Origin of the sequence: Streptomyces sp. NBC_01451, from assembly GCF_036227485.1 — a bacterium.
GTDB lineage: Bacteria > Actinomycetota > Actinomycetes > Streptomycetales > Streptomycetaceae > Streptomyces.
In genome coordinates, this window is record NZ_CP109479.1 from 8534603 (window position 1) to 8560174 (window position 25572).

At 71.0% G+C, this 25572-nt stretch carries 24 protein-coding genes; 7 read left to right on the forward strand and 17 right to left on the reverse strand.

Annotated elements, in window-relative coordinates; translation table 11 throughout:
* Nucleotides 1-18 precede the first annotated feature (18 nt).
* Nucleotides 19-1614, forward strand: coding sequence for an alpha/beta hydrolase (locus OG595_RS37625; protein ID WP_329280055.1), 1596 nt, complete (start codon nt 19-21; stop codon nt 1612-1614).
* Nucleotides 1615-1692: 78 nt separating this feature from the next.
* Here the strand turns inward: OG595_RS37625 and OG595_RS37630 are convergent, their stop codons facing one another.
* The 5 genes from OG595_RS37630 to OG595_RS37650 form a co-directional block, all read right to left on the reverse strand.
* The gene (locus tag OG595_RS37630) at nt 1693-2715 is read right to left on the reverse strand and encodes an NAD-dependent epimerase/dehydratase family protein (RefSeq protein ID WP_329280057.1); all 1023 of its coding nucleotides are present in this window, start codon (nt 2713-2715) and stop codon (nt 1693-1695) included.
* A 107-nt stretch (nt 2716-2822) separates the two neighbouring features.
* Nucleotides 2823-3572 (reverse strand): 1-acyl-sn-glycerol-3-phosphate acyltransferase, encoded by a 750-nt coding sequence (locus tag OG595_RS37635; RefSeq protein WP_329280059.1) that lies wholly within the window; start codon nt 3570-3572, stop codon nt 2823-2825.
* 99 nt (nt 3573-3671) lie between these two features.
* Complete coding sequence (gene rocD / locus OG595_RS37640) at nt 3672-4910, reverse strand: ornithine--oxo-acid transaminase (RefSeq protein ID WP_329280061.1); 1239 nt, start codon at nt 4908-4910, stop codon at nt 3672-3674.
* Nucleotides 4907-5737, reverse strand: coding sequence for a dimethylargininase (gene ddaH, locus OG595_RS37645; RefSeq protein ID WP_329280063.1), 831 nt, complete (start codon nt 5735-5737; stop codon nt 4907-4909). Before ddaH ends, rocD begins: the two co-directional genes overlap by 4 nt.
* Nucleotides 5738-5861: 124 nt before the next feature.
* Nucleotides 5862-6377 carry an Lrp/AsnC family transcriptional regulator gene (locus OG595_RS37650; protein ID WP_329280064.1) on the reverse strand — a complete coding sequence of 172 codons (516 nt, stop codon included), beginning with the start codon at nt 6375-6377 and terminating at the stop codon, nt 5862-5864.
* A 100-nt stretch (nt 6378-6477) separates the two neighbouring features.
* Between OG595_RS37650 and OG595_RS37655 the strand changes: the two genes are divergently transcribed.
* The 4 genes from OG595_RS37655 (at nt 6478) to OG595_RS37670 (ending at nt 10702) form a co-directional block, all read left to right on the forward strand.
* Nucleotides 6478-7245 carry a LytR/AlgR family response regulator transcription factor gene (locus OG595_RS37655; RefSeq protein ID WP_329280067.1) on the forward strand — a complete coding sequence of 256 codons (768 nt, stop codon included), beginning with the start codon at nt 6478-6480 and terminating at the stop codon, nt 7243-7245.
* A 17-nt stretch (nt 7246-7262) separates the two neighbouring features.
* Nucleotides 7263-7628, forward strand: a complete 366-nt coding sequence (locus OG595_RS37660) for a hypothetical protein (protein WP_329280069.1) — start codon at nt 7263-7265, stop codon at nt 7626-7628.
* Nucleotides 7629-7727: 99 nt separating this feature from the next.
* Nucleotides 7728-9491, forward strand: coding sequence for a sodium/solute symporter (locus OG595_RS37665; protein ID WP_329280071.1), 1764 nt, complete (start codon nt 7728-7730; stop codon nt 9489-9491).
* Nucleotides 9488-10702, forward strand: coding sequence for a sensor histidine kinase (locus OG595_RS37670; RefSeq protein ID WP_329280073.1), 1215 nt, complete (start codon nt 9488-9490; stop codon nt 10700-10702). The genes OG595_RS37665 and OG595_RS37670 overlap by 4 nt, the downstream gene beginning before the upstream one ends.
* Before the next feature lie 79 nt (nt 10703-10781).
* On the opposite strand, the gene OG595_RS37675 is transcribed toward OG595_RS37670, so the two are convergent.
* The 7 genes from OG595_RS37675 to OG595_RS37705 all read right to left on the reverse strand — a co-directional run bounded on the left by OG595_RS37675 (nt 10782) and on the right by OG595_RS37705 (nt 18756).
* Nucleotides 10782-10952 carry a hypothetical protein gene (locus OG595_RS37675; RefSeq protein WP_105969565.1) on the reverse strand — a complete coding sequence of 57 codons (171 nt, stop codon included), beginning with the start codon at nt 10950-10952 and terminating at the stop codon, nt 10782-10784.
* A gap of 13 nt (nt 10953-10965) precedes the next feature.
* Nucleotides 10966-12834, reverse strand: coding sequence for a serine/threonine-protein kinase (locus OG595_RS37680; RefSeq protein WP_329280077.1), 1869 nt, complete (start codon nt 12832-12834; stop codon nt 10966-10968).
* Between the two features lie 72 nt (nt 12835-12906).
* The gene (locus OG595_RS37685) at nt 12907-14232 is read right to left on the reverse strand and encodes a PASTA domain-containing protein (protein WP_329280080.1); all 1326 of its coding nucleotides are present in this window, start codon (nt 14230-14232) and stop codon (nt 12907-12909) included.
* A 204-nt stretch (nt 14233-14436) separates the two neighbouring features.
* On the reverse strand, nt 14437-15387 hold the full coding sequence (locus OG595_RS37690) for a cytochrome c oxidase assembly protein (protein ID WP_329280082.1): 951 nt from the start codon (nt 15385-15387) through the stop codon (nt 14437-14439).
* 123 nt (nt 15388-15510) lie between these two features.
* Nucleotides 15511-16536, reverse strand: coding sequence for a 6-phosphofructokinase (locus OG595_RS37695; RefSeq protein ID WP_329280085.1), 1026 nt, complete (start codon nt 16534-16536; stop codon nt 15511-15513).
* 212 nt (nt 16537-16748) lie between these two features.
* Nucleotides 16749-17480, reverse strand: a complete 732-nt coding sequence (locus OG595_RS37700; RefSeq protein WP_329280088.1) for a type 1 glutamine amidotransferase — start codon at nt 17478-17480, stop codon at nt 16749-16751.
* A gap of 37 nt (nt 17481-17517) precedes the next feature.
* Nucleotides 17518-18756 carry a MurT ligase domain-containing protein gene (locus OG595_RS37705; RefSeq protein WP_329280090.1) on the reverse strand — a complete coding sequence of 413 codons (1239 nt, stop codon included), beginning with the start codon at nt 18754-18756 and terminating at the stop codon, nt 17518-17520.
* A gap of 147 nt (nt 18757-18903) precedes the next feature.
* Between OG595_RS37705 and def the strand changes: the two genes are divergently transcribed.
* Nucleotides 18904-19449, forward strand: a complete 546-nt coding sequence (gene def / locus OG595_RS37710; protein WP_329280092.1) for a peptide deformylase — start codon at nt 18904-18906, stop codon at nt 19447-19449.
* 81 nt (nt 19450-19530) lie between these two features.
* Here def and OG595_RS37715 read toward each other — a convergent pair whose 3' ends face one another.
* The gene (locus OG595_RS37715) at nt 19531-20175 is read right to left on the reverse strand and encodes a TetR family transcriptional regulator (protein WP_329280095.1); all 645 of its coding nucleotides are present in this window, start codon (nt 20173-20175) and stop codon (nt 19531-19533) included.
* 170 nt (nt 20176-20345) lie between these two features.
* Here OG595_RS37715 and OG595_RS37720 point away from each other — a divergent pair, with 170 nt between their 5' ends.
* Nucleotides 20346-21572, forward strand: coding sequence for an acyl-CoA dehydrogenase family protein (locus OG595_RS37720; protein ID WP_329280097.1), 1227 nt, complete (start codon nt 20346-20348; stop codon nt 21570-21572).
* Between the two features lie 192 nt (nt 21573-21764).
* Here OG595_RS37720 and OG595_RS37725 read toward each other — a convergent pair whose 3' ends face one another.
* The 4 genes from OG595_RS37725 to OG595_RS37740 all read right to left on the reverse strand — a co-directional run bounded on the left by OG595_RS37725 (nt 21765) and on the right by OG595_RS37740 (nt 25540).
* Nucleotides 21765-22004, reverse strand: coding sequence for a DUF6213 family protein (locus OG595_RS37725; protein WP_189149781.1), 240 nt, complete (start codon nt 22002-22004; stop codon nt 21765-21767).
* Nucleotides 22005-22029: 25 nt separating this feature from the next.
* Entirely contained in the window at nt 22030-23424 is a 1395-nt protein-coding gene (locus OG595_RS37730) for an NADP-dependent succinic semialdehyde dehydrogenase (protein WP_329280098.1), read from the reverse strand.
* A gap of 86 nt (nt 23425-23510) precedes the next feature.
* Nucleotides 23511-24005 (reverse strand): NUDIX domain-containing protein, encoded by a 495-nt coding sequence (locus OG595_RS37735; RefSeq protein ID WP_329280099.1) that lies wholly within the window; start codon nt 24003-24005, stop codon nt 23511-23513.
* Nucleotides 24002-25540 carry an ATP-dependent DNA ligase gene (locus OG595_RS37740; protein WP_329280102.1) on the reverse strand — a complete coding sequence of 513 codons (1539 nt, stop codon included), beginning with the start codon at nt 25538-25540 and terminating at the stop codon, nt 24002-24004. The genes OG595_RS37735 and OG595_RS37740 overlap by 4 nt, the downstream gene beginning before the upstream one ends.
* Nucleotides 25541-25572 lie beyond the last annotated feature (32 nt).

A 25572-nucleotide genomic window follows, 5' to 3' on the forward strand; every position in this document is an offset into this window, starting at 1 on the left:
CGTACGGGGAGGTCCCACTTGAGAGGCACGCGACCGACGAAACGAGCCGCCGCGCTCGGTTCAGCCGGAGCACTTGTCACGGCGACCCTGATAGCCGGCGCCGTCGCGGCGCCATCGGCCAGCGCGGACGCCCGCCACGGCCAGGACCGTGAGACGCGCGGCGCGGCCGTCGCCGCCGCACGGGCCGCGAAGGCGGGCATCGACTGGCAGGACTGCGCGGCCGACTGGGGCCTGGAGAAGCCGATCCAGTGCGGCTGGGTCACGGTGCCGCTCGACTACGCGAAGCCGTACGGCAAGCAGATCAAGCTCGCCGTCGACCGAATCGGCAGCACGGGGACACAGGACGAGCGGCAGGGCGCGCTCGTCTACAACCCGGGTGGGCCGGGCGGCTCCGGGCTGCGCTTCCCGCGCCGGGTCACGACGAAGAACCCGCTGTGGACCAACGTGTCGAAGGCGTACGACTTCGTGGGCTTCGACCCGCGCGGAGTCGGCCACTCGGCGCCCATCTCCTGTGTCGACCCGCAGGAGTTCGTGAAGGCCCCGAAGCCCGACCCGGTGCCGGACTCGGAGGCGGACAAGCGCGCCCAGCGCAAGTCGGCCCGCGAGTACGCCGAGGGCTGCTACGAGCGCAGCGGCGAGATGCTGCCGTACATGACCACGCCGAACACCGTGCGCGACCTGGACGTCATCCGTGCCGCGCTGGGGGAGAAGAAGCTCAACTTCCTCGGAGTGTCGTACGGGACGTACATCGCGGCCGTCTACGGCACGCTCTACCCGGGGCACGTCCGCCGCATGATCGCCGACAGCGTCGTCAACCCGTCGCGCGAGAAGATCTGGTACGAGGCAAACCTCGACCAGGACGTCGCCTTCGAGATGCGCTGGAACGACTGGCAGGACTGGGTCGCCAAGAACGACGCCGTCTTCCACCTCGGTACCACGCGGGCCCAGGTGCAGGCGAAGTGGCTGGAGTTGCGGGCCACCGCGAAGAAGAACCCGATCGGCGGGCTCGTCGGACCGGCCGAACTGATCGGATTCTTCCAGGGCGCCCCGTACTACGACTCGTCGTGGATTCCGGTCGCCACCGTGTTCAGCAAGTACTTCGCGGGTGACACCCAGGCGCTCGTCGACGCGGCGGCCCCCGACCTCACGGACACCGCGGGCAACGCGACCTCCGAGAACGGCAACGCCGTCTACACGGCCGTCGAGTGCACCGACGCCAAGTGGCCCACCAGCTGGAAGAAGTGGGACCGCGACAATACCCGGCTGCACAAGGACTACCCGTTCCTGACCTGGGCCAACGCCTGGATGAACCTGCCGTGCGCGACCTGGCCGGTCAAGCAGCAGACCCCGGTGAACGTGAAGTCCGGCAAGGGCCTGCCGCCGGTGCTGATCGTGCAGTCCGAGCGTGACGCGGCCACCCCGTACGAGGGCGGCGTCGAACTGCACAAGCGCTTCAAGGGTTCCCGTCTGATCACCGAGAAGGACGCGGGCTCCCACGGCGTGACCGGGCTCGTCAACCCGTGCATCAACGCCCGGGTCGACACCTACCTGCTCACCGGCAAGGTGGACGCGGCGGACGTGACCTGCACCCCGCACGCCACACCGAAGCCGTAACCGCAGCCGCAGCTCGTAGCGGTCGGTCGTGGTACGAGGTGAGGGGCGGCCGGAGAATTCTCCGGCCGCCCCTTCCCGTCACGCGGGCCAGGCGTCCTCCGCCGCGTAGTCGAAGAGGTCGCCGTACGTCTCGTACATCTTGGGATACGCCTCCCGCCAGTCCCGCCCGGCCAGCCGCCCCTCGATCCAGGCGACGGTCTCCGGCAGGCTCTCCGCGTACGTGACGACGGGCCGGTAGCCCAACTCCCGTTCGGCGGCGGACATGTCGCACACCACGGGCACCGGGGTCGACCACGGGGTGTCGCCCACGCCGGGTACCGGGGGCGGACCGTCCACCAGGACGTTCTCGACCTCGACCCCCATCACGGCGTCGATCGCCCCGGCGATCTCCACCACCGTGGGCGCCTCGGGATCGACGGCGTTCAGTACCCGGGCACCCGGCCGCGCGGCGGCCAGCCGGATCAGCTCGGCGATGTTGTGCACGCCCGCCGGATGGAATCGGCTCCCGCCGCCGTACGCGAGGACCCGCCGACGCCGCCCGTCCAGGTTGCGCTTGACGAAGTACAGCTCGCGCGGAGTGCGGCAGTACGGCCCGTGGATCGCGCCCGCCCGCAGCAGCGTGGCCGGCAGCTGGTCGCCGACGGCGAGGAGTTCGTGTTCGAGGCCCGCCTTCCGGGTGCTGTACGAACTCTCGCCCGGCCGGACCGTGCGCTGGTCCTCGGGGATCGGCACCGGGTACCGGGGGAAGCCGTCGGGCTCCTCCTGCGTGTCGAAGTTCCGACCCTTGTCGTCCTCGTACACGGACACGCTGGAGATCACCACCGCCGACCCGACCCGCCCGGCGAGACCGGCCAGCTGCCGGGCGTGCTCGGGCCCGTAGGCCACCATGTCCACCAGGACGTCGCACCCGTCGCCCACGGCAGCCGCGAGCGCCGTGTCGTCGGCCCGGTCCGCTGCCGTGACCCGCACCTCGTCCGGCCAGGTCCCGTCCCGGCCGCCGCCCCGCGAGACGGCGGTCACCTCCCACCCGTCGCGGGCGAGCGCCCCCACGGCCACCCGCCCGATCTGCCCGGTCGCCCCGATCACCACAGCTCGTCTCATGGAGTGACGGTATCCGCCGCCGCCGACCGGACCGCTGCGGATCTGCCGTCAGCAGATCGCCCGCGCCGGCCGACGACACACGTCAACCGCGGGCCGTGAAGGCACGGTCAACTGAGCGGCATGCGCGGGAACTTGCGCTCCCGCCGCTCCTTGTCCGCCTTCTTCTCGGCGGCCTTCCGCTCGGCCTCCTCCTTCTTGGCGACGGCCGCGTACTGGTCGACGTACTCCTGCCCGGAGAGGTCGAGGATGGCGTACATGATCTCGTCGGTGATGGCCCGCAGCACCGCCTTCTCGTCCTCCATCCCGAGGTAGCGGGAGAAGTCGAGGGGCTTGCCGAAGCGGATCGCCACCGGATGGACGTTCGGGATGACCTTGCCCGGCGGCTGCGCCTCGAAGGTGCCGATCATCGCGCAGGGAATGACGGGCACCTGGGCCTTGAGAGCCATGACGGCGACCCCGACCTTGCCCTTGTACAGCCTTCCGTCGTGCGACCGGGTGCCCTCCGGATAGATACCGAGCAGCTCGTCCTTCCGCAGCACCCCCAGCCCTTCACGGATCGCTGCCTGCCCCGCCTCCTTGCCGGACCTGTCCACCGGAATCTGCCCGGCACTGCGGAAGAAGTAGGCGGTCAGCCGCCCCTTGACCCCCGGCCCCGTGAAGTACTCGGCCTTCGCGAGGAAGGTGATGCGGCGCTTGAGGATCGCGGGCATCAGGAAGTGGTCCGAGAACGACAGATGATTGCCGGCCACGATCGCGGCGCCCGACGACGGTACGTGCTCAAGCCCTTCGATCCGGGGCCTGAAGACAAGTCTCAGCAGTGGACCGAGCAACACGTACTTGAGCACGTAATAGAACACTCCGGCGCTCCTCTGTTCCCCTGAAGGCGATCAGTCTAGGCGCGGCCGTCGTCGGACGTCACCCTTCGGGTGTCACGCTCTGTCGTCACTTGGCCTGTATCAGGCCCCCTGCGTCAGTACCTCCTCCAGAACACCGAGAGCCGTCTCCAGTTCCTCCCCGGTGACCGTCAGCGGCGGTGCCAGCCGGATGGTCGATCCGTGGGTGTCCTTGACCAGAATGCCCTTCCGCATCAGGCGCTCGCTGATCTCCCGTCCGGTCCCGATGGCCGGGTCGACGTCGACCCCCGCCCACAGCCCCCGCGACCGGAAGCCGACGACGCCCTTGCCGACCAGGCCGGTCAGTCCGGCGCGCAGGACGACGCCCAACTCGGCCGCCCTGCGCTGGAATTCGCCGGTCTCCAGCAGCTCGACCACGGCCTGGCCGACCGCCGCGGCCAGCGGGTTGCCGCCGAACGTCGAGCCGTGTTCGCCGGGCCGCAGCACCCCGAGGACGTCCCGGCGTGCGACGACCGCCGACACCGGCACGATGCCGCCGCCCAGGGCCTTGCCGAGGAGCACCATGTCGGGCACGACGCCCTCGTGGTCCACCGCCAGCGTGCGGCCGGTGCGGCCCAGGCCCGACTGGATCTCGTCCGCGACGAACAGGCAGCCCTTGCGGCGTGTCAGTTCGCGGACGCCGGTCAGATAGCCGTCGTCCGGGATCAGGACGCCCGCCTCGCCCTGGATGGGCTCAAGGAGGACCGCCGCCGTCGTCTCGTCGATCGCCTCCTCCAGCGCCGCCAGGTCGTTGTAGGGCATGATCCGGAAGCCCGGGGTGAACGGGCCGAAGCCCGCCCGGGCCGTCTCGTCGGTCGAGAAGCTGACGATCGTCGTCGTACGGCCGTGGAAGTTGTCCGCCGCCACCACGATCGTCGCCCGGTCGGCGGGGACGCCCTTCACGTCGTACGCCCATTTGCGGGCCACCTTGATGGCGCTCTCGACGGCCTCCGCGCCGGTGTTCATCGGCAGGACCATCTCCTGGCCGGTCAACTCGGCCAGGGAGGTGGCGAACCGGGCGAGACGGTCGTTGTGGAAGGCACGGGAGGTGAGGGTGAGGCGGTCCAGCTGGCGGTGGGCCGCCTCGATCAGCGCCGGGTGACGGTGGCCGAAGTTGAGGGCCGAGTAGCCGGCCAGCATGTCCAGGTAGCGGCGGCCCTCGACGTCCTCGACCCAGGCGCCCTGCGCGCGTGCCACGACCACGGGAAGCGGGTGGTAGTTGTGCGCGAGGACCGGTTCCTCGGCGCGGATCAGCTCGGCGGAGGTGTGCGTGCCCGTGTCTGTGCTCGTCGGTGCGGTCATGAGCGGATCTCCTGTGTGCAGCACTTGATGCCGCCGCCGGCCTTGCGGAACTCCGACAGGTCGACGGGGACGGGAAGGTAGCCGTGGCGCGTCAGTTCTGCGGCGAGGGCCGTGGCGCCCGGGTCGATGAAGACGCGGTGGCCGTCCGAGACCGAGTTCAGCCCGAACGTCATCGCGTCCTCGCGGGTCGCGACGACCGCGTCCGGGTACAGCCGCGCCAGCACCTCGCGGCTGCCCGGCGAGAACGCGTCCGGGTAGTACGCGATGTTCCCGTCGTGGCTGTCGTCGCCCTCGTCGAGGACGAACAGTGCCGTGTCCAGGTGGTAGAAGTACGGGTCCGTCAGCTTGAGGCCGATCACCGGGACACCGAAGTACTCCTGCACCTCGTGATGGGCCTCGCGGGTCGTACGGAAGCCCGTGCCCGCCAGGATCCAGCGGCCGGCCGGGACCAGGTCGCCCTCGCCCTCGCACACCGACTCGGGGCGGTACACGTCGAAGCCCGCCGACTTGAACCACGTCTCGTAGGCGGTCGACTCGGGGCGGCGCTCGGGGGAGTGGAAGGAGGAGCCGAAGACACGGCCGTCGACGACGACCGCCGAGTTCGCGGCGAACACCATGTCGGGCAGGCCGGCGACCGGTTCCACGGTGTCCACGGTGTGGCCATGGGCGCGGTAGGCGCTGATCAGGGAGCGCCACTGCTCCTGGGCCAGATCCACGTCCACCCTGGTGTCGGGGTTCATCCAGGGGTTGATCGCGTACTGCACGGCGAAATGTCTGGGTTCACAGACGAGAAAGCGCCGGGGGCGCGGCACACGGCTTTCGGGCACAGAGGGGTTCCTCCGCTTCCTGCAATGTTCCAGTGGGATGCACACCACGGTAGGAACTGAGCCCTGCGCCCGACAAGCGACAACGATTGCGTGTCCGCGCAGGAATCCTGCGTCTTTGGCCACCTCAGCGCAGGTCTGATGCGTTTCCCGAAGTGGTGTTCGGAGCGGGGTGGGTGGCGCCCGCCTCCGGGCTTTCCGGGAGGAGATGGGACAGCACCATGTAGCTGACGGTCTTCCGGATGAACGGCTCCCTGCGGATGCGTTCCAGCACGTTCTCGAAGTGCCCCACATCCGTGGCCCGCACATGCAGCAGGGCGTCCGCGCCACCCGTCACCGTCATCGCCGCCGTGATCTCCGGATGGTTGCGCACGACCTCCGCCAGCCGCCGCGGCGGCGCCGCGCCCTCGCAGTACACCTCGACGTACGCCTCCGTGCGCCAGCCGAGCGCAGACGGCTCCACCGTCGCCGTGAACCCGGTGATCACACCCGTCTCACGCAGCCGGTCCACCCGCCGCTTCACCGCCGTGGCCGACAGCCCGACCGCCGCGCCGATCTCGGCGAAGCTCGTACGGGCGTTCGCCATCAGAGTGGTGATGATCTTCCGGTCCAGCTCGTCGAAAGGCGCCGGCCTGCTGTTCATCCGGGCACTGTATCCAGCGACCGGCGGGCACCGCGCGTGTCGGCGGCTTGCGCGCCCGGCGCATGGGCACAGGTACGAATCCCACCTACACTCCACCTTCATGCTGCGCGCCCTCGCCGTCGACGACGAACGCCCCTCCCTGGAGGAGTTGCTGTATCTGCTGCACGCGGATCCACGGATCGGGAGCGCGGAGGGCGCCGGTGACGCCACCGAGGCCCTGCGGCGCATCAATCGGGCCCTGGAATCGGGGCCCGGCGGACCCGAGGCCATCGACGTGGTGTTCCTCGACATCCACATGCCCGGTCTCGACGGCCTCGACCTGGCCCGGCTCCTGACCGGGTTCGCCGAGCCGCCGCTCGTCGTGTTCGTCACCGCCCACGAGGACTTCGCCGTCCAGGCGTTCGACCTCAAGGCCGTGGACTACGTACTGAAACCCGTACGCAAGGAACGCCTGGCCGAGGCCGTCCGCCGGGCCGCCGAACTGCGGACCGGCGCCCCGCCCGTCCCCGCGCCCATACCCGTGCACGAACCCGACCCCGACCACATACCCGTCGAACTCGGCGGAGTGACCCGCTTCGTCGCCGTCGACGACATCACCCACGTCGAGGCCCAGGGCGACTACGCCCGTCTGCACACCGACCGGGGCAGCCACCTCGTACGCATCCCGCTCTCCACCCTGGAGGAGCGCTGGCGGGCCCGCGGGTTCGTGCGCATCCACCGCCGCCATCTCGTCGCCCTGCGCCACATCGGCGAACTCCGCCTCGACGCGGGCACCGTGAGCGTCCTGGTCGGCGCCGAGGAACTCCAGGTCAGCCGACGGCACGCCCGCGAGCTGCGCGACCTGCTGATGCGCCGGCCCGCGAGCTGAAGGGCGGAGCCCCACCCATGCCCCAGGACCCCTCCGAACGCCGGGTCGTCGTCACCGGTCCTCCCCGGCGCACCCGCCGGAGCTCCGGCTACTACCGGCCGCGTACCGAGATCGACGAGCAGACCACCCTCGGCCACACCTACGTCCGCTCCCTGATGCGCTCCCAACTCCGCGCCGCCTTCGCCGTGTTCGCCGTCCTCGCGCTGCTCATCGCCCCGCTGCCGCTGCTCTTCGCGGCGATGCCGGAAGCCCACCGACTGGAGTGGCTGATCCTCGGCTTCGGCCTCTACACGCCCCTGGTACTGCTCGCCCGCTGGTACGTACGGCGCGCCGAACGCAACGAGCGGGACTTCGTCCGGCTGGTCGAGGACCAGGACCGCTGAGCCATGAACGGGAACACGAACGGGAATGGGAACAGGGACGGGCGCATGAACGGGAACCGGTCCGTATGAACGAGAACTCCGTATGAACGAGAACTCCGTATGAACGAGAACTACGCCGTCCCGGCCGTCGCCCTCGTCGTCGTGGCGACGGTCTTCGTCGGCGCGTTCGGCCTGCGCATCTCCCGCACCACCTCCGACTTCTACGTCGCCTCCCGCACCGTCGGCCCCCGTCTCAACGCCGCCGCGATCAGCGGCGAGTACCTCTCCGCCGCCTCCTTCCTCGGCATCGCCGGGCTGGTCCTCGTCCAGGGCCCCGACATGCTCTGGTACCCCGTCGGCTACACCGCCGGCTACCTCCTGCTGCTTCTCTTCGTCGCCGCCCCGCTGCGCCGCTCCGGCGCCTACACGCTCCCCGACTTCGCCGAGGCCCGCCTCGCCTCCCAGGCCGTACGACGGCTCGCCGGGGCCTTCGTGGTGGGTGTGGGGTGGCTCTACCTCCTGCCCCAGCTCCAGGGCGCCGGGCTGACGCTGGCCGTACTGACCGACGCGCCCGACTGGGCCGGCGGGGTCATCGTCGCCGTCGTCGTGGTCGCCACCGTCGCCGCCGGAGGAATGCGCAGCATCACCTTCGTCCAGGCCTTCCAGTACTGGCTGAAGCTCACCGCGCTCCTCGTCCCCGCCCTCTTCCTCGTCCTCGCCTGGCAGGGCGACGGTGCCCCGAGCCGCCCCTTCGACGAACCCGCCACCTTCCGCGAGCGGCGCGTCGTCCGCGTCGAGGGCGACCTCGCCCTGAGGCTCAAGGCCCCGCTCACCGTCACCGTGACCGGCACGGTCGACGGCCGCCCGCACCAGGACCAGGTCCTCCACCTCCCCGCCGGCACCCATCACATCGACGGGGGCACCCGCCTCACCTTCGCCAAGGGCGCCGCCGTGCCCGAGGCCGACCGCGGCACCAACGGCGGCATGTCGACCTCCCTCGCCGAGGGCCGCGAGGAACGCCCGCTGTACGCCACGTACGGCCTGATCCTGGCCACCTTCCTCGGCACCATGGGCCTGCCGCACGTCGTGGTCCGCTTCTACACGAGCCCGCACGGCGTCGCCGCCCGCCGCACCACGGTCGCCGTCCTCGGCCTCATCGGCGCCTTCTACCTCCTGCCGCCCGTCTACGGGGCCCTGGGCCGCCTCTACGCCCCCGAACTGGCCCTCACCGCCGACGCCGACGCCGCCGTCCTCCTGCTGCCCGACCGAGTGATCGGCGGCCTCGGGGGCGATCTGCTCGGCGCGCTGGTGGCGGGCGGCGCCTTCGCCGCGTTCCTGTCCACCGCGTCGGGGCTCACCATGGCCGTCGCCGGCGTCCTCACCCAGGACGTCCTGCCCTCGCGCGGCGTACGGCACTTCCGGCTCGGTACGGTCATCGCCATGGCCGTACCGCTCGCCGCCAGCGCCATCGTCGGCGGACTCCCCGTCGCCGACGCCGTCGGGCTCGCCTTCGCCGTGTCCGCGTCCTCCTTCTGCCCGCTGCTCGTCCTCGGCATCTGGTGGCGCCGGCTGACCCCGCCGGGCGCCGCCGCCGGGATGCTGGTCGGCGGGGGCTCCGCGCTCCTCGCCGTGGCCGCGACCATGGCGGGCTTCCCGGGCACGGGCGCCCTGCACGCCCTGCTGGCCTGGCCCGCCCTCTGGTCGGTGCCCCTGGGCTTCCTCACCATGGTTCTGGTGTCCCTGGCCACCCCGGGCCGCGTCCCGGCCGGTACGGCGGCCATCCTGGCCCGCTTCCACCTGCCGGAGGAACTGTCCGGGGCACACGGCGGCCACGGCGGCCACGGTCTCTCCGGAGGCGCGCGTACGGAGGTGACCCGGCCGTGAGCGGATTCCTCGCCGGCCTCTGCGTGGCCGTCCTCCCGCTGCTGGCCGCCGGCTTCTGGCTCGGCCGGCGCACCGCCCGCCCCGAACGCCTCGGCGGCCTCGGCACCCCCGTCGAGCACGCCACCTTCGAGACCCTGCACACCGCCTCCCTCGCCGCGCCCCCGCTGCGCGCCGGCCTCACCGAGGAGACCGCGGGCCGCTCGGCCCGACGGCTGCGCACCCTGCTCGGCACGGACGCCCTCTGTCTCACCGACCAGAAGTCGGTCCTCGTCTGGGACGGCGTCGGCGAACACCACCGCGCCGAGATCATGGAACGCCTCGCCGGACCCCTGGAATCCGGGCGCGGCGAAGCCTTCCGCCTCACCTGCGACTCCCCGGACTGCCCGCTGCGCTGGGCCGTCGTGGCCCCCCTCACCGTCGACGACCGCGTCCACGGCGCCCTCGTCGCCTGCGCGCCCCGCGAGTCAGCGGTCCTCGTCCGCGCCGCGGGGGAGGTCGCGCGGTGGGTCTCCGTCCAACTGGAGTTGGCGGACCTGGACCAGTCCCGCACCCGCCTCATCGAGGCCGAGATCAAGGCACTTCGCGCCCAGATATCCCCGCACTTCATCTTCAACTCGCTCGCGGTGATCGCCTCGTTCGTGCGCACCGATCCCGAGCGCGCCCGCGAACTGCTCCTGGAATTCGCCGACTTCACCCGCTACTCGTTCCGCAGGCACGGCGACTTCACCACCCTCGCCGATGAACTCCACGCCATCGACCACTACTTGGCGCTGGTCCGGGCCCGCTTCGGCGACCGCCTCTCCGTCACCCTGCAGATCGCCCCCGAGGTCCTCCCGGTCGCCCTGCCCTTCCTCTGCCTCCAGCCCCTCGTGGAGAACGCGGTCAAACACGGCCTGGAGGGCAGGGCGGCGTTCGCGGGCAAGAGCCACATCAGCATCACCGCGCAGGACGCGGGCGCCGAGGCCCTGGTCGTCATCGAGGACGACGGCGCCGGCATGGACCCGGTCCTGCTCCGCCGTATCCTCGCGGGCGAGGTCAGCCCGTCGGGCGGCATCGGCCTCTCGAACGTGGACGACCGTCTCCGCCAGGTCTACGGGGACGACCACGGCCTCGTCATCGAGACAGCCCTCGGCGCCGGCATGAAGATCACCGCCCGGCTGCCGAAGTACCAGCCGGGCGTCCACTCGGCAGGCCGGCTCTTCGAGAACTGACCCGACCCGCCACCGCTCCACCACTGCGCCACCACTGACGTTGATCCATTCGGGTGGACGGGCATCGGGTGGACGGGCATCAGGTGGGCCGGCTGACCACCATCCCGAGAGTGATCAGACCCAGCACCACCCAGCCGAACCACAGCCAGCCGTTGCTGCCGAGCGCCACCGTGTAGGCCGTCACCACGACGAGCCCGCCCACGGTGAGCACCCCCATGGTCTTCGTGGAACCGTTCGTGGAACCGGGCATCGCAACACCCTCCTCATGGCTCTTCTCCCTCCATGGTGCCCCCGTTCTGCTTCCGAACGGTGCACACGACGAAATGCGTTCCGGAGTCCCACGCTCCACCGCTCGTCCAGGACCCGGCCTCGTAGACCGACGGGTCGAAGCCGTAGTCGGCCGGCGGCACGTCCTTCGCGCAGGCCGCGTCCGACATGTCCCGTGCCTTGTCGAAGGGGACACCGGCGTCCAGTCGGGCGAACCCGAGGACCTGCTCGTCGTGCGGCTCGGTGCAGGCGATCAGCCGGGCCTCCCGCCCGGAGGGCGCCTGGAGACAGTCCCGCTTCTGCATGGTGGCCGTGTCCCGGAACGCCTGCCCGGGCTCGCGGTACGGCCCCAACGGCCCGTACACCGGCCCGTGCGCACCGAGCAGCAGACAGGCCGTACGTCCGTCGGCGGCAGCGAAGCCGCCCTCGGCCGGTACGACGGCATACCCGCGTACGTCCGCCAGCTTCTCCCGGAGATCCCGGGTCCGCTCCTCGCACCGGGCGGGCCCCTGCTCCCGCGCCTCGGCGGCGGACCCGGCCTCCACGACCGCCAGCACCTGACCGTCCGGCGGCGCGTCCCGGCAGGTCGGGTCCACGGTCAGGCGTGGCGTCCCCTGGAAGCGCGTGCCGCCGGGCCAGTCGGCGATCACACAGTCGCCCTCCGACAGGGGTGCGGCGAGACCGACGGGGTCGCCGTACGGCTTCTGCACGGTCCGCTCGTCGCCGCTGTCCGTCGGGTTCCCCAGGGTGAACCAGAGCCCGAGACCGGCCAGCGCGACCCCGAGCAGGGCGCCCAGGGCTGCCGGGAGCGCCCGGGTGCGCCGGGGAGGCGGCGGCACGGGCACGGGCGGGCGGGGGCCGGGCGGGTACGCGGCCGGGTCCGTGGGCTGGTGCAGGGCAGGTGCGGGCACGTACTGGTGCCCGTTCAGGTGTTCCGGCGCACCCCACGGGGGCATCGACCCCGGGTCCGTCCTGGTGCGCTCGTACGCGTCGACCTCGGGTGTGACGATGCGGTGCAGGGCGGCTTCCGCGCGGGCCGCCGTGATCCGCTGGACCGGGTCCTTGGCGAGCATCGCCTCCAGCACCGGTCCCAGCGCGCCCGCCCGCTCCGGTTTCCGGGGCTCCTCCATGACCACCGCGGTGATCTCCGCGAGATGCGTGTCCCTCTCGAACGGCCCGACGCCCTCGACGGCGCAGTACAGCGTGCAGCCCAGCGAGAACAGGTCGGCGGCGGCGGTCGGCGGCCCGCCCGTGGCACGCTCGGGTGCCAGATAGCCGGCTGTGCCGATCAGGGCGGACGTCAGCGTGTACCGCGTCTCGCCCGCGTCCGGCTGCACCGAGATGCCGTAGTCGGTGAGCAGGATCCGGGCGTACGGCGTCCCGGTGCGGTCCGGCGCCAGCAGGATGTTCGCGGGCTTGACGTCCCGGTGCATGATGCCCTGCTCGTGACCGGCCGTCAGCGCGTCCAGGACGGCGAGGCCGATACGGGCGCACTCGGCGGGTGCGAGGGGACCGCGCATACCGATCAGGTCACGCAGGTCGAGGGCGCCCGCCACGTACTCCATGACGATCCACGGCAGTCCCTCGTGCTCCAGTACGTCGTGCACGGTCACCACGTTCGGGTTGCCGCGCAGCACGGCCGCGTGGCGGGCCTCGGCGCGGGCCCGGGCGACCCGGGCGGTGCGCTCCGCGGTGGCCTCGCCCGGATCACGGAACACGATCTCCTTGAGGGCGACCTCGCAGGCGAGTCTCTGGTCGTGGGCGAGCCAGACGTGGCCCATGCCGCCGCTGCCGAGTCGGTTGAGCAGCAGGTATCGGCCGGCTATGACCCGGCCCACTCCCGATGTGGGTGGTCCTGATGGCATCCGGTGACTCCGCTGTTGGGTGGATCGTTGGCCGCGGGCCCGTGGGGGCCGGTCGCGCGGTTCCCCGCGCCCCTAGGGGGCGAGTTGCGCGCCCGGCGTTTCCGATGCTGTGGCTGTCGTCGGAGGCGGGTCGCTCGGCTCGGGGGGTGGTGGGTCGGGGGGTGCGCCGGTGGTTTCCGATGGCGCGCTGGGCGGGTCGCTCGGTGGCGGTGGAGGAGGCGGGGGCGGGGGAGGCGGGGGTGGTTCGGAGGAGGGTGCCTCACTGGTGGGGCCGGTGTCGGGGGTGCCGCTGTTGGGGCCCGACGGTGCGGGATCGGACGAGGGCGGCTCGGAAGCCGCGCTCGGCGTGGGTTCGTCGCCGGACGAGGGCGGAGACACCGGGGGAGCGGTCGACGGAGCCGACGGGCCGCTCCCGCCGGGTGACGGAGTGTCGGACCCCGGAGCCGAACTCGGCCCGGAACCTGGCGCCGACCCCGACCCCGACCCCGACCCCGATCCCGGCCCTGTGCCCGTCCCGGAGGGAGTCGTGCCGCCGTTTCCGCCGCCGCCGCTCCCGTCGTCCGGCGATCCGGACTCGATGCGCACGTTCAGCCTCACGTACGAGCCGAAGGGAAGCGCTGTCCCCGGACCCGGGTCCGACCCGGTGACCGTGGCGTCGGACGGCGGCAGCCCGGCGCTGTCGTACGCCGTCGCCAGGCCCAGGGTCGTCAGCCGGCTGCTCGCGGCGCCGAAGGTCGTCCCGGCGAGGGGCGGTACCGGGTGCCGCTCGCGCGTGTCGAAGACCTTGTCGGCCTCGCCCCTGGTCCCGGTTCGGCGGTAGATGCCCCGCTCCGGTTCGTCCACGTCGATCAGCGCGAACCGGTCGACCTTGCTGGGCGCGGGGCGTACGAGCACGACCTCGTCGGCGTCGTAGTCGCTCCACTTCCTGTTGCCGTCCTCGAACTCGACGGAAATCCGGTTCGTGGCACCCTTGAACGGCTTCAGCGGATTTCCGCATGAACACTTCACGGCGGGAACTCCCGCCTCATCGACGAGAACCGCGATTCCCGCCTGGAGCAACGCGTCGTAGGGGACCGCTTTTTCCTTCTTGTAGTCGTGATTCTTCACGAGGGTGTCGTGGCGCAGGAGAACCGGCGTGAGCCGGTCGAGATAGGCGGGAATCCCACTCTGCGGAATATCGACCACACGTGCCCATTCCTGGGCCTTCCTGTTGTTCCTGGGGTCGGTGAGGAATTTTTCCAGCCGGTCGACGTCGCAGACCGTCGGTTTCCTCGTGCCCCCGTACAGGCCGGGCGTGCTGCCCTGCTGCAGGCTGCTGCCGTGTGCGGGCTGGGAACGGACCTGGGCGTCATGCCCCAGGCCGCTGTTCTCGTCGAAGAACGGCGCTAGGGAGGGCACCCCCGAAGCCACCGCCTTCACCACCGTCGGCGGTATCTCCCTGTCGCAACTGCTGGCTAATAGAACGCACAACAGTGCGACGGCAAGCCGCTGCGGACCAGGTTTCCTGAAAGCGTGAAGTGTCATACCGCTCCCCCCGGCGGATACGTCACGTCCATGCTACTGAATGCGAATGTGTTTCAGGCAAGGGGAATAAAAGTTGATTCAGCGCCCACGTGCGTTCAGTGAGGCCAAATAGGCGTTGTACGCCTCGAGTTCCTTGTCGCCGTCGCGGTCGGCGGCCCGGTCCTGACGCTTGGCCTGCCGCTGCTCGGAGCTGTACCACTGGAACAGCAGCGCCAGCAGCACCAGTACGGTCGGGATCTCGCTGAACGCCCAGGCGATCCCGCCGGCCGCGTTCTGGTCGGACAGCGCGTCGATGCCGAGCGAGGCGGGCGGGTTCCGGTAGGCCTCGACCATCGGCTCCGACGCCATCATCAGCGCGATGCCGAAGAACGCGTGGAACGGCATGCCCGCGAACAGCTCCAGCATCCGCATCAGATAGCCGGGCCGGTTCGGGCCGGGGTCGACGCCCATGATCGGCCAGAAGAAGATCAGTCCGACGGCGAGAAAGTGACACATCATCGTGATGTGCCCGGCCTTCGAACTCATCAGGAAGTCGAAGAGCGGCGTGAAGTACAGGACGTACAGGCTGGCGATGAACAGCGGAATGGTGAACGCCGCGTGCGTGACGATCCGCATGTACCGGCTGTGCAGCAACGCCAGCAGCAGCTCACGCGGCCCCTTCCGCCCCCGGCCGGCGACCGGCAGTGCCCGGAGCGCGAGCGTGATCGGCGCGCCGAGCAGGATCAGAATCGGCGAGACCATGCTGATCACCATGTGCTGCACCATGTGCACGCTGAACATGACCATGCCGTAGTCGTTGAGCCGGGTGCACATGACGAGCATGACGGTCAGCACACCGAGCACGAACGAAACGGTCCGCCCGACGGACCACTCGTCCCCACGCCGGGTCAGCCGCACGACCCCCCACGCGTACAGACCGAGGCCGACAAGACAGGCGACCAGAAAGAACGGGTCGGCGGACCACCCGAGCCCCCGCCCCAGGGTGAAGGGTGGAAGATCCATGGTCGTACCGTGCCCGTTGTGCTCCATCCCCCCAGAGTAGAACCGCCCCCGGTAACGACTTGGACCGGGGGCGGGGGAGGGCCTTCAGGGGCGCGGGGAACTGCGCGATCAGCCACAGCGGACCCGCACCCGACGAACAACGGTCAACGACTAAAGCACGCACTCGGCCTCTGCGTACCGGGCGTCAGGAACCGTCTTCAGCGTCTCCACGGCCTCGGCCAACGAAACCATCACGATGTCCGTCCCCCGCAGCGCGGTCATCCGCCCGAACTCCCCCCGGTGCACAGCCTCCACCGCGTGCCACCCGAATCGCGTGGCCAGCACCCGGTCGTAGGCCGTGGGCGTCCCGCCCCGCTGCACATGCCCCAGAATGACCGGACGGGCCTCCTTCCCGAGCCGCTCCTCCAGTTCGAGGGAGAGCTGCCGGGCGATCCCGGCGAAGCGCTCATGGCCGTACACGTCCTTGCCGCCCTCGTCGAACTCCATCGAGCCCGCGCGCGGCTTCGCGCCCTCCGCGGCGACGACGATCGCGAACCGCTTGCCCGCCTCGAAGCGCGCGCCGACGCGTGCGGCCAACTCCGCGATGTCGAAAGGGCGTTCAGGTACGACGATGGCGTGGGCGCCCGCGGCCATGCCCGAGTGCAGGGCGATCCAGCCGGTGTGGCGGCCCATGACCTCGACGATCAGGACGCGCTGGTGGGACTCGGCGGTGGTCTTCAGCCGGTCCAGGGCCTCCGTGGCGACCCCGACGGCCGTGTCGAAGCCGAAGGTGACGTCCGTGACCGCGATGTCGTTGTCGATGGTCTTCGGTACGCCGACTATCGGCAGGCCGTTGTCGGACAGCAGCCGGGCCGCCTTGAGCGTGCCCTCGCCGCCGATCGGGATGATCGCGTCGAGCCCCAGCTCGGCGACATGGCCCTTGGCCCGCTCCACGCCGTCCCGCAGATGCTCGGGACGGACCCGCGAGGAGCCGAGGATGGTGCCGCCGCGAGCGAGGATGCCGCTCACCGCGTCGAGGTCGAGCTTGAGGTAGTCGCACTCCAGGAGGCCCTTCCAGCCGTCCCGGAAGCCGATGACCTCGTCACCGTGGTCCACGACGGCGCGGTGCACGACGGACCGGATGACGGCGTTCAGGCCGGGGCAGTCGCCGCCGGACGTCAGGACACCAATGCGCATCGCCCGAAAACCTTCTCCACGTGGGCCGGGACCGGACCACGCTGTCCGGCTCGATCCCCGCCACCATACCGGCGGCGGGGACCAGGGCCGTAGCACCCGTCCGCGTGCTGGACACCCGCGCTCACCTGTGCGGATGCCCCGTCAGACGGGCCGGTGGCGCCGACGCGTACAGCGGGTGTACAGGTCGGGGCGGAAGCGGGGGAGCACGCAGGTCAGGCGGGCTGCTGCTGCGCCGCCGTGATCCGCTCGTTGCGCAGCGCCTCGTACCAGCGGTCGTCGGTCGGCGGCAGCGCGTTGACGTCGAGGGCCAGCTTCAGCAGCAGGTCCGCGATCAGCGGGTTGCGGGCGAGCACGGGGCCGTGCATGTACGTACCGAAGACCGTGTCGTTGTACGCGCCCTCCGTGCCGTCCCCCGTGCCGTTGCCCTTGCCGAGCCGCACCTTCGCGAACGGGCGGGCGGTGGGGCCGAGGTGGGTGACCCCCTGGTGGTTCTCGAAGCCGGTCAGCGGGGGCAGACCCAGGCGCGCGTCGATGTCCCCGAGTACGTCGCCCACGCACCGCTCGCCCTCGCCGCGCACCGAGACCACGTCGAGGAGCCCGAGGCCGGGTTCGCGCTGGCCGAGGTCGTTGATGAACTCGTGGCCCAGGATCTGGTAGCCGGCGCACACGGAGAACACGATCGCGCCGTTGCCGACGGCCCGGTGCAGTCCGCCGTCGCGGCGCAAACGTTCCGCCGCGAGCCGCTGCGGCCGGTCCTCGCCGCCGCCGATCAGATAGATGTCGCCGGAGGTGGGGATCGGCTGGTCGCTGCGCACGTCGAGCCGGGCCACGTCGAGGCCGCGCTGCCGGGCCCGGCGTTCCACGACGAGCGCGTTGCCCTGGTCGCCGTACGTGCTGAGCAGGTCCGGGTAGATCCACACCAGACGCAGCTGGTTGTCGCTCATGAAGTGATCGTCCTCAGTGGTCGGTTGGCGGCAGTGGTCAGTTGCCGACGCGGCGGCGCAGATCCTGGAAGGCGGTGTAGTTCGCGATGACCTCGATCCGGCCGGGCGGCGCCATCTGCACGGCCTGGTCGGCGTTCTCGCAGACCTGGAAGTGCTGGTTGGCCACCTCCAGGCGCACCGCGAGGTCGAGCTTGCGGTCACCGATGACGAAGATCGGGTGCCCGGTGAGCTGCGTGTAGTCGACGTCCCACAGCCACGAGGTGTCGGTGCCGTCGGCACCCCGCGCGTTCACCGAGAGGATGACCGGGGTCGGCGGCGGGTCGATCAGCGAGAACGTCTCCAGCCAGCCTGCCGGGTTCTTGGCGAGCAGCAGCCGCAGATCGCGCTGCATGAACTGCACGACGTCGTACCGTCCGGCCACCGCCTGCACCTGGTACATGCGCTCCAGGCCGACCTGCGGCGGTACGCCGAACACGGCGGCGACCGCGGCGGACGCGGCGGCGTTGGACTTGTTGGCGCGCCCCGGCAGCTGGAGGTGGATCGGCCAGGCCGACCCGTGCGGGTCGAGCACGTGGTCGCCGGACAGCGCCCAACTCGGCGTCGGGCGGCGGAAACCGCACTGACCGCAGAACCAGTCGTCGCCGGGGCGCTGCATCACGCCACCGCAGGACGGGCAGGACCAGGCGTCGTCCTTCCACATCTGCCCGGCGGCGACCCAGATCACGTTGGGCGAGGAGGAGGCGGCCCACACGATCAGCGGGTCGTCGGCGTTGGCGACGACCACGGCCTTCGAACCGGCGAGCCCCTCACGCCAGTTCTCCGCGAGCATGCGGGTCTCGGCGGCGCGGTCGAGCTGGTCGCGGGAGAGGTTGAGGAGTGCGATGCACTTGGGGTCCGTGTCGCGGGCGACGCCGGCGAGGTACTTCTCGTCGACCTCGATGACCCCGAACTTGGCGTCCGAGCCGCCCGCCAGCGCCGAGGTGATGCCGGCGGGCATGTTGGCGCCGAGCGCGTTCGACACGACCGGCCCGGCGGCACGCAGGGCCTCCGCGATGAGCCGCGTGGTCGTGGTCTTGCCGTTGGTGGCCGACACCAGGATGACGTCCAGGTGCTGGGCGAGCCGGGCGAGGAGGTCTGGGTCGAGTTTGAGGGCTACCTTGCCGCCGATCACCGATCCGCTGCCGCGCCCTGCCGCACGCGATGCCGCCGCCACGGCCTTGCCGGCCGTCACGGCCAGCTTGGCCCGCGGAGTGAGCGGGTCCGAGTTGCCTGCCATCAGATCTCGATCCTCCTTGCGTACGCGCCGCGCCTGTGCCTCCGGCCACGTGGTGTGGACCTCAGCCTATCGAGATCCGTACACCGGATCCGCATCGCGGCACCACCACGGCGCCCGCGCGACATGGGTGACCGTACCCTTGCGGCCATGCGACCAGGCTCCATCCCGGGCACCCGGGGGCGCGTCCGCCCCCTGACACTGCTCGGAGACCCCGTTCTCCACACCCCCTGCGCGGAAGTGACACACTTCGACGCCGAACTCGCCGGGCTCGTCGAGGACATGTTCGCGACGATGTACGCCGCCCAGGGCGTCGGCCTCGCCGCGAACCAGATCGGCAGGCCCCTGAGGGTCTTCGTATACGACTGCCCCGACGACGAGGACACCCGCCATGTCGGCCACGTCGTCAACCCCCGCCTGGTGGAGGCGACGGGGCTGGTCCTGCGGGGTCCGGAGGGCTGCCTGTCCCTCCCGGGCCTGGAAGCGGGCACGGAGCGGTACGACGAGGCGGTGGTCGAGGGCTTCACGGTGGCAGGGGAGCCGGTGCGGATCGAGGGCACGGGCTTCTTCGCCCGCTGCCTCCAGCACGAGTGCGACCACTTGGAGGGCCGAACGTACGCGGACCGCTTGACGGGCCGGCGCCACAAGAAACTCATGCGCCAGGCAACCCGAGCTTCTTGGCACCGGGGACTCTGAGGGGCGCGGGGCTGTGACATGGGCGGCTCCGCCGCGTGGGCGCGACAAGCCCCCACCGGCCCGCGGACGACGAGCAACCCTTCAGAACCCCGGACCCCCCACGCGATCGCCGGCGGCAGCGAGCCGCCCCCACAGCAAATCAGCCAGACTCCGCACCAACTCGGCCCGAGAGCAGGGCCGTTCACCCAGCCACCAGTCCCCGGCCGCATGCATCATCCCGACGATGCCGTGCCCCCACACCCGGGCCAGCTGCTGACTGCCGGGGCCAAGGTCCAGCCGGTCCTCGATCACCTGGGCCAACTCCTCGCCCATCAGCCGCAGCAGGGGCAGCGAGTGCTTCCTCACATCGAACCCGGGGTCGCCGGGTGACACGCCGTCCCCGGGGTGCATCAGGAACCGGTACACCTGGGGCCGCGCCTCGATCGCCGCGAGGTAGGCGTCCAGCGTGGCCTCCACCCGCTCCCGCCGTTCCGCCGGAGCGTCCAGCGCGGCCCGCAGCGAGTTGAGCAGCGCATCGGTGTGCCGCTTGGCCAGAGCGGCGTAGAGTCCGCCCTTGTCGCCGAAGTGCCGGTACAGGATCGGTTTGGTGATGCCCGCCTCGGCGGCGATGGCGTTCATCGAGGCGCCGGGACCGTCGCGCAGCACCACCCGGTCCGCGGCCTCCAGCAGCTCGCGCCGGCGGCGGTCGGCGGACCGCTGCTGATCGGTCTGCTGCGTGGTGTCCATGGTTTCTCCCCACCCGTGCTGATTTCGGTGACGCTTGCGCAAACTAGCACTGATCGGTCCATGCCCATCGAACGGGTTGCCGACCGGGGTCCGGGAGTTGACTTTTCCTACCGGCGGGTAACAGACTCCAGTTACCTTAGGTAACATGCTAGTGCAGCGATGGAGGGGTCATGGCCGAATTCACCATGGAGCTCAATGACGAACAGAAAGAGGTCCGTGACTGGCTCCACGGGTTCTCCGCCGACGTGATCCGTCCCGCCGCCGCCGAGTGGGACGAGCGCGAGGAGACTCCCTGGCCGGTCATCCAGGAGGCCGCGAAGGTCGGCATCTACTCCCTGGACTTCTACGCCCAGCAGTACTTCGACCCCACCGGCCTCGGCATCCCGATGGCCATGGAGGAGCTCTTCTGGGGTGACGCGGGCATCGCCCTCTCCATCGTCGGCACCGGCCTCGCCGCCGTGGGCGTCCTCGCCAACGGCACCGAGGAGCAGATCGGCACCTGGATCCCCCAGATGTACGGCGACGCCAACGATGTCAAGGTCGCCGCCTTCTGCTCCTCCGAGCCCGACGCCGGTTCCGACGTCGCCTCCATGCGCACCCGCGCGGTGTACGACGAGGCCAAGAACGAGTGGGTCCTCAACGGCACGAAGACCTGGGCGACCAACGGCGGCATCGCCAACGTCCACGTCGTCGTCGCCGTGGTCGACGCCGACCTGGGCTCCAAGGGCCACGCGTCCTTCATCGTCCCGCCGAACACGCCCGGCCTGTCCCAGGGCCAGAAGTTCAAGAAGCACGGCATCCGGGCCTCGCACACCGCCGAGGTCGTCCTGGAGAACGTCCGCATCCCCGGCTCCTGCCTCCTCGGCGGCAAGCAGAAGCTCGACGAGCGCCTCGCCCGGGCCCGTGAGCGCGCGAAGTCCGGCGGCGAGCGGGTGAAGAACGCGGCGATGGCGACCTTCGAGGCGAGCCGCCCCGCGGTGGCCGCGATGGCGGTGGGTACGGCCCGGGCCGCGTACGAGGTCGCCCTCGACTACGCGAAGACCCGTGAGCAGTTCGGCCGCCCGATCATCGACAACCAGGGCGTCGCCTTCCAGCTCGCCGACATGCGTACGTCCATCGACGCGGCGCGGCTGCTGACGTGGCGGGCGTCGTGGATGGCGATCAGCGGGAAGCCGTTCACCGCGGCGGAGGGGTCGATGTCGAAGCTGTTCGCCAGCGAGACGGCGAAGAAGGTCACCGGGCAGGCGATCCAGATACTCGGGGGGAACGGATACACACGGGAGTATCCCGTCGAGCGCATGCACCGGGACGCGGCGATCTACACGATCTTCGAGGGCACGAGTGAGATCCAGCGGTTGGTGATCGCGCGGACCTTGTCGGGGATGCCGATTCGGTAGCGCCGTTGGGGTGCGGTGTTGCTTCGGGCTGCGGGTGCGTCGTGGCTGCGCAGTTCCCCGCGCCTCTGGGTGGGGCAGCTCTTCGACGTTTCGGACGCGGGGCGATTCGCAGGGGCGCGGGGAACTGCGCGACCAGCCACAGCTGACCGGTGGACGGAACGAAACCCGCGCCCCCACGGCGCATCCCTCACCTCAGCCGGAGGCGCTCCCGCTGCTGTGGGCGATGCAGGCCACGTCGATCCGGTCGGCCAGTTTGGCCAGTTCGATGGTGAGGGCGGCCACGGTGTCCTCGTCGAGGCCGTCCTGGCCGGCCTCCACCAGATGCAGCCAGCGGCCCCCGACCGTGCGCAGCAGTTTGCTGACGTCGGAGGCGGCAACCTGCAACGTGCCGCGGTCGTCGACGATCAGAGGCAGAGTCACTTCGCGGTTCACAGGGGGGATCGTAGCCGCGGAACGCTCACGCTCCGTGCCATACCGTCGTGATGTTGCAGAACTCGCGGATTCCGTGCCCCGACAGCTCACGCCCGTACCCGGAGCGCTTGACACCGCCGAACGGGAACGCCGGGTGGGACGCGGTCATCCCGTTGACGAAGACTCCGCCCGCTTCCAGATCCCGTACGAGACGGTCCACCTCGGCCTCGTCGCGGGTCCACACGTTGGAACTGAGGCCGAAAGGCGTGTCGTTGGCGATCGCCAACGCCTCCTCCAGATCAGCGGCGCGGTACAGCGTGGCGACCGGGCCGAACGTCTCCTCCTGGTGAATGCGCATCTCGGGCGTGACGTCGGCGAGGACCGTCGGCGCGTAGTACCAGCCGTCGTCCGTGAAACCCTCGGGGCGTTCGCCGCCGCACAGAACCGTCGCGCCGCTCTCCACGGCCTCGTCGACCAGCGCCTCCAGCTCGTCGCGCCCCTGCTCGCTCGCGAGCGGCCCGACCTCCGTGTCCTCGGCCAGCGGATCGCCGACCTTCAGCGCCGCCATGGCGGTCGAGAAGCGTTCCGCGAACGCGTCGAAGACGTCCGTGTGCACGATGAACCGCTTCGCGGCGATGCACGACTGCCCGTTGTTCTGCACACGCGCTGTCACCGCGACCTGAGCGGCCCGTTTGACATCGGCGGACGGCAGGACGATGAACGGGTCGCTGCCGCCCAGTTCCAGCACCGTCCTCTTGATCTCGTCCCCGGCGACGGACGCCACCGCGCGCCCCGCCGGCTCGCTGCCGGTGAGCGTGGCCGCCCGTACCCGCGGATCGCGCAGGATCTCCTCGACCGCGCCCGACCCGATCAGCAGCGTCTGGAAACAGCCCTCGGGGTAACCCGCCCGACGGAACAGGTCCTCCAGGTAGAGGGCGGTCTGCGGCACGTTCGAGGCGTGCTTGAGCAGGCCCACGTTGCCCGCCATCAGCGCCGGCGCGGCGAAGCGGATCACCTGCCAGAGCGGGAAGTTCCACGGCATCACCGCGAGCACCGGCCCCAGCGGACGGTAACGGACCACGGCGCGGGAGGCCCCGGAGTCCTTGACGTCCGCCTCGGCGGGCTCCTCGTCGGCGAGGAGTTCCTCGGCGTGGTCGGCGTACCAGCGCATCGCCTTCGCGCACTTCGCGGCCTCCGCGCGGGCCTGCGTGACCGGCTTGCCCATCTCGACCGTCATGGTGCGGGCGATGTCGTCCCGGTCCTCGTCCAGCAGACCGGCGGCCCGGCCCAGCAGCCGGGCACGCTCGGCGAAGCCGGTCGTGCGGTACGTGCGGAAGGCGGCCTCGGCGGCCCCGAGCCTGCGCTCGATCTCCTCGCCGTCCATGGCCTCGTACGTCGTGAGTGTTTCGCCGGTCGCCGGGTTCACCGTCGCGATGGGCATGCCGTGCCTCCAGGTTGAGGGCTGTCCTTCGACCTTCCCGCGCGCCGATGGCCCCCGCAACGCGTACGCCGCCCACCGACACGATCTCAATGCCCCGAGTGCTCCGTCAGACGATCCAGAAACCCCGTCTGAGCCGTCACGATCACGGCCCGGGCCTCCTCCAGGCCGAACCACCGCACCCGGTCCAGCTCGGGAAACTCCCGCTCCCGCCCGGACCCCCTGGGCCACTCCATCCTGAACGTGCCCGGCACCACGGCCGCCGGATCGAGGTCCGCCTCGATCGCCCACGCCGTGACGACCTTGCCGCCGGCCTGCCGGACCTCGCCGAGCGGCACGGCCTCGCCGTCGGGCGGCGCCAGCCCCAGCTCCTCCCGGAACTCGCGGCGCGCCGCGTCCCAGGCCGTCTCCCCGTCCTCGTACTCGCCCTTGGGAATCGTCCAGGCCCCGGCATCGCGCCGGGCGAAGAAGGGCCCGCCCATGTGACCGAGCAGCACCTCCAGCGCCTGACCGGGCCGGGCCCGCCGGCGGAACAGCAGGAGTCCGGCGCTGCGCCTCCCCTTCCCCTTCGTCGTCTCCGTCACCGGGTCGCCTCCGGGTGCGCGGCCAGCAGGCTCCGTACGGTGTCCGCCTCTTCCGGTGTCTTGTCCTCCCGGTAGCGGACGACGCGGGCGAAGCGGAGGGTGACGCCGGCCGGATAGCGGGTGGAGCGCTGGAGGCCGTCGTAGGCGATCTCGACGACCAGTTCCGGGCGTACGGTCACCACCCGGCCGTCGTCCGACACGGCCAGCGCCTGGAGCCGCTCCGTCTGCCAGGTCAGCATCGCGTCGGTCATGCCCTTGAAGGTCTTGCCGAGCATGGCGAAGGAACCGTCCGAGTCGCGGGCCGCGAGGTGGAGGTTCGAGAGCTTGCCGGTACGGCGGCCATGGCCCCACTCGGCCGCCAGCACCACCAGGTCGAGCGTGTGGACGGGCTTGACCTTCAGCCAGGCCGCACCGCGGCGCCCCGCGCTGTAGGGGGCGTCGAGGGCCTTGACCACGACGCCCTCGTGGCCGCGCGCGAGGGTGTCGGCCAGGAACCTCTCGGCGGCGGGGAGGTCGGCGGCGCCGCCGGACAGCAGGCGCCGTACCCGCATCGGCTCGGGGACCAGACGGGCCAGCTCCGAGTGCCGTTCGGTGAACGGGAGGTCGAGGAGGTCGTGGCCGTCGACCGACAGCGCGTCGAAGAAGACGGGGGAGACGGGTGTCTCCCGGGCCGCCGTCGCCACGTCCACGCGGGAGCCGACACGACCGGCGGTCTCCTGGAAGGAACGCGGGCGCCCGGCGGTGTCGAGGGCGATCACCTCCCCGTCCAGGATGAACCGCTCGCCTCTCAACGCCATTGCTGCGGTGGTCAGTTCGGGCAGGCGGTCGGTGATGTCGTCGAGAGTGCGGGTGTAGATCCGTACATCGTCGCCGTCGCGGTGGACCTGGACCCGGATGCCGTCCAGCTTCTCCTCGACGGCGCAGGCGCCGAGTTTGTCGACGGCCTCCGCCACCGAGGAGGCGCTGTGGGCGAGCATCGGCAGGACGGGGCGGCCGACGGTGAGCCGGAAACGGGCCAGGGCCGCCGGCCCCTCGGCCAGCAGCGCCTGTGCGACGGGCTGGATCGCGCCCGCGAGCATCACCGCCCGCCGTACGTCGGCGGGTGGTGCGCCGGTGGCTGCCGCCAGCCCTTCCACGGCCACGGCGTCCAGGGCGCCCTGCCGTACCTCACCCGTGATCAGAGCGAACAGGAAGCGTTGCTCGTCCGCGGTGGCCGCCGCCAGCAACTCGCCCACCAGCCTCCTGCGTTCGGCCTGCGAGCCGGATCCGGTGACCGCGCCGACGGCGGTGAGGCGGGCGTCGACGTCCCGTACGGTGAGCGAGGGCTCGGCGGCGCCGGCGACCTGCTGGTCCAGCACCTTCCAGCCGATCCCCAGCCGCCCTTGTGGCAGGCGTCCGGCGAGATACGGGATGACGATCGGCACGTCGTCGGCGTCGGCGTCCCGGAACAGCTCGGCGAGCAGGGCGATCTTGCGGGACCGGGCGGAGGTGGCGGCGACCTCCTGGGACACGTGCGCGAGCCGGGTCAGCAGCATGCAGCCATGGTGCAACGGGGGTGGCGGATCCA

Bases quoted from the DNA above. Each gene is read 5' to 3' on its own strand.
- OG595_RS37630 (WP_329280057.1), bottom strand. From the start codon at position 2,715: ATGAGACGAGCTGTGGTGATCGGGGCGACCGGGCAGATCGGGCGGGTG.
- rocD (WP_329280061.1), bottom strand. From the start codon at position 4,910: ATGACCGCACCGACGAGCACAGACACGGGCACGCACACCTCCGCCGAG.
- OG595_RS37650 (WP_329280064.1), bottom strand. From the start codon at position 6,377: ATGAACAGCAGGCCGGCGCCTTTCGACGAGCTGGACCGGAAGATCATC.
- OG595_RS37655 (WP_329280067.1), top strand. From the start codon at position 6,478: ATGCTGCGCGCCCTCGCCGTCGACGACGAACGCCCCTCCCTGGAGGAG.
- OG595_RS37660 (WP_329280069.1), top strand. From the start codon at position 7,263: ATGCCCCAGGACCCCTCCGAACGCCGGGTCGTCGTCACCGGTCCTCCC.
- OG595_RS37665 (WP_329280071.1), top strand. From the start codon at position 7,728: ATGAACGAGAACTACGCCGTCCCGGCCGTCGCCCTCGTCGTCGTGGCG.
- OG595_RS37675 (WP_105969565.1), bottom strand. From the start codon at position 10,952: ATGCCCGGTTCCACGAACGGTTCCACGAAGACCATGGGGGTGCTCACC.
- OG595_RS37680 (WP_329280077.1), bottom strand. From the start codon at position 12,834: ATGCCATCAGGACCACCCACATCGGGAGTGGGCCGGGTCATAGCCGGC.
- OG595_RS37690 (WP_329280082.1), bottom strand. From the start codon at position 15,387: ATGGAGCACAACGGGCACGGTACGACCATGGATCTTCCACCCTTCACC.
- OG595_RS37695 (WP_329280085.1), bottom strand. From the start codon at position 16,536: ATGCGCATTGGTGTCCTGACGTCCGGCGGCGACTGCCCCGGCCTGAAC.
- OG595_RS37700 (WP_329280088.1), bottom strand. From the start codon at position 17,480: ATGAGCGACAACCAGCTGCGTCTGGTGTGGATCTACCCGGACCTGCTC.
- OG595_RS37705 (WP_329280090.1), bottom strand. From the start codon at position 18,756: ATGGCAGGCAACTCGGACCCGCTCACTCCGCGGGCCAAGCTGGCCGTG.
- def (WP_329280092.1), top strand. From the start codon at position 18,904: ATGCGACCAGGCTCCATCCCGGGCACCCGGGGGCGCGTCCGCCCCCTG.
- OG595_RS37715 (WP_329280095.1), bottom strand. From the start codon at position 20,175: ATGGACACCACGCAGCAGACCGATCAGCAGCGGTCCGCCGACCGCCGC.
- OG595_RS37720 (WP_329280097.1), top strand. From the start codon at position 20,346: ATGGCCGAATTCACCATGGAGCTCAATGACGAACAGAAAGAGGTCCGT.
- OG595_RS37730 (WP_329280098.1), bottom strand. From the start codon at position 23,424: ATGCCCATCGCGACGGTGAACCCGGCGACCGGCGAAACACTCACGACG.
- OG595_RS37740 (WP_329280102.1), bottom strand. From the start codon at position 25,540: ATGCTGCTGACCCGGCTCGCGCACGTGTCCCAGGAGGTCGCCGCCACC.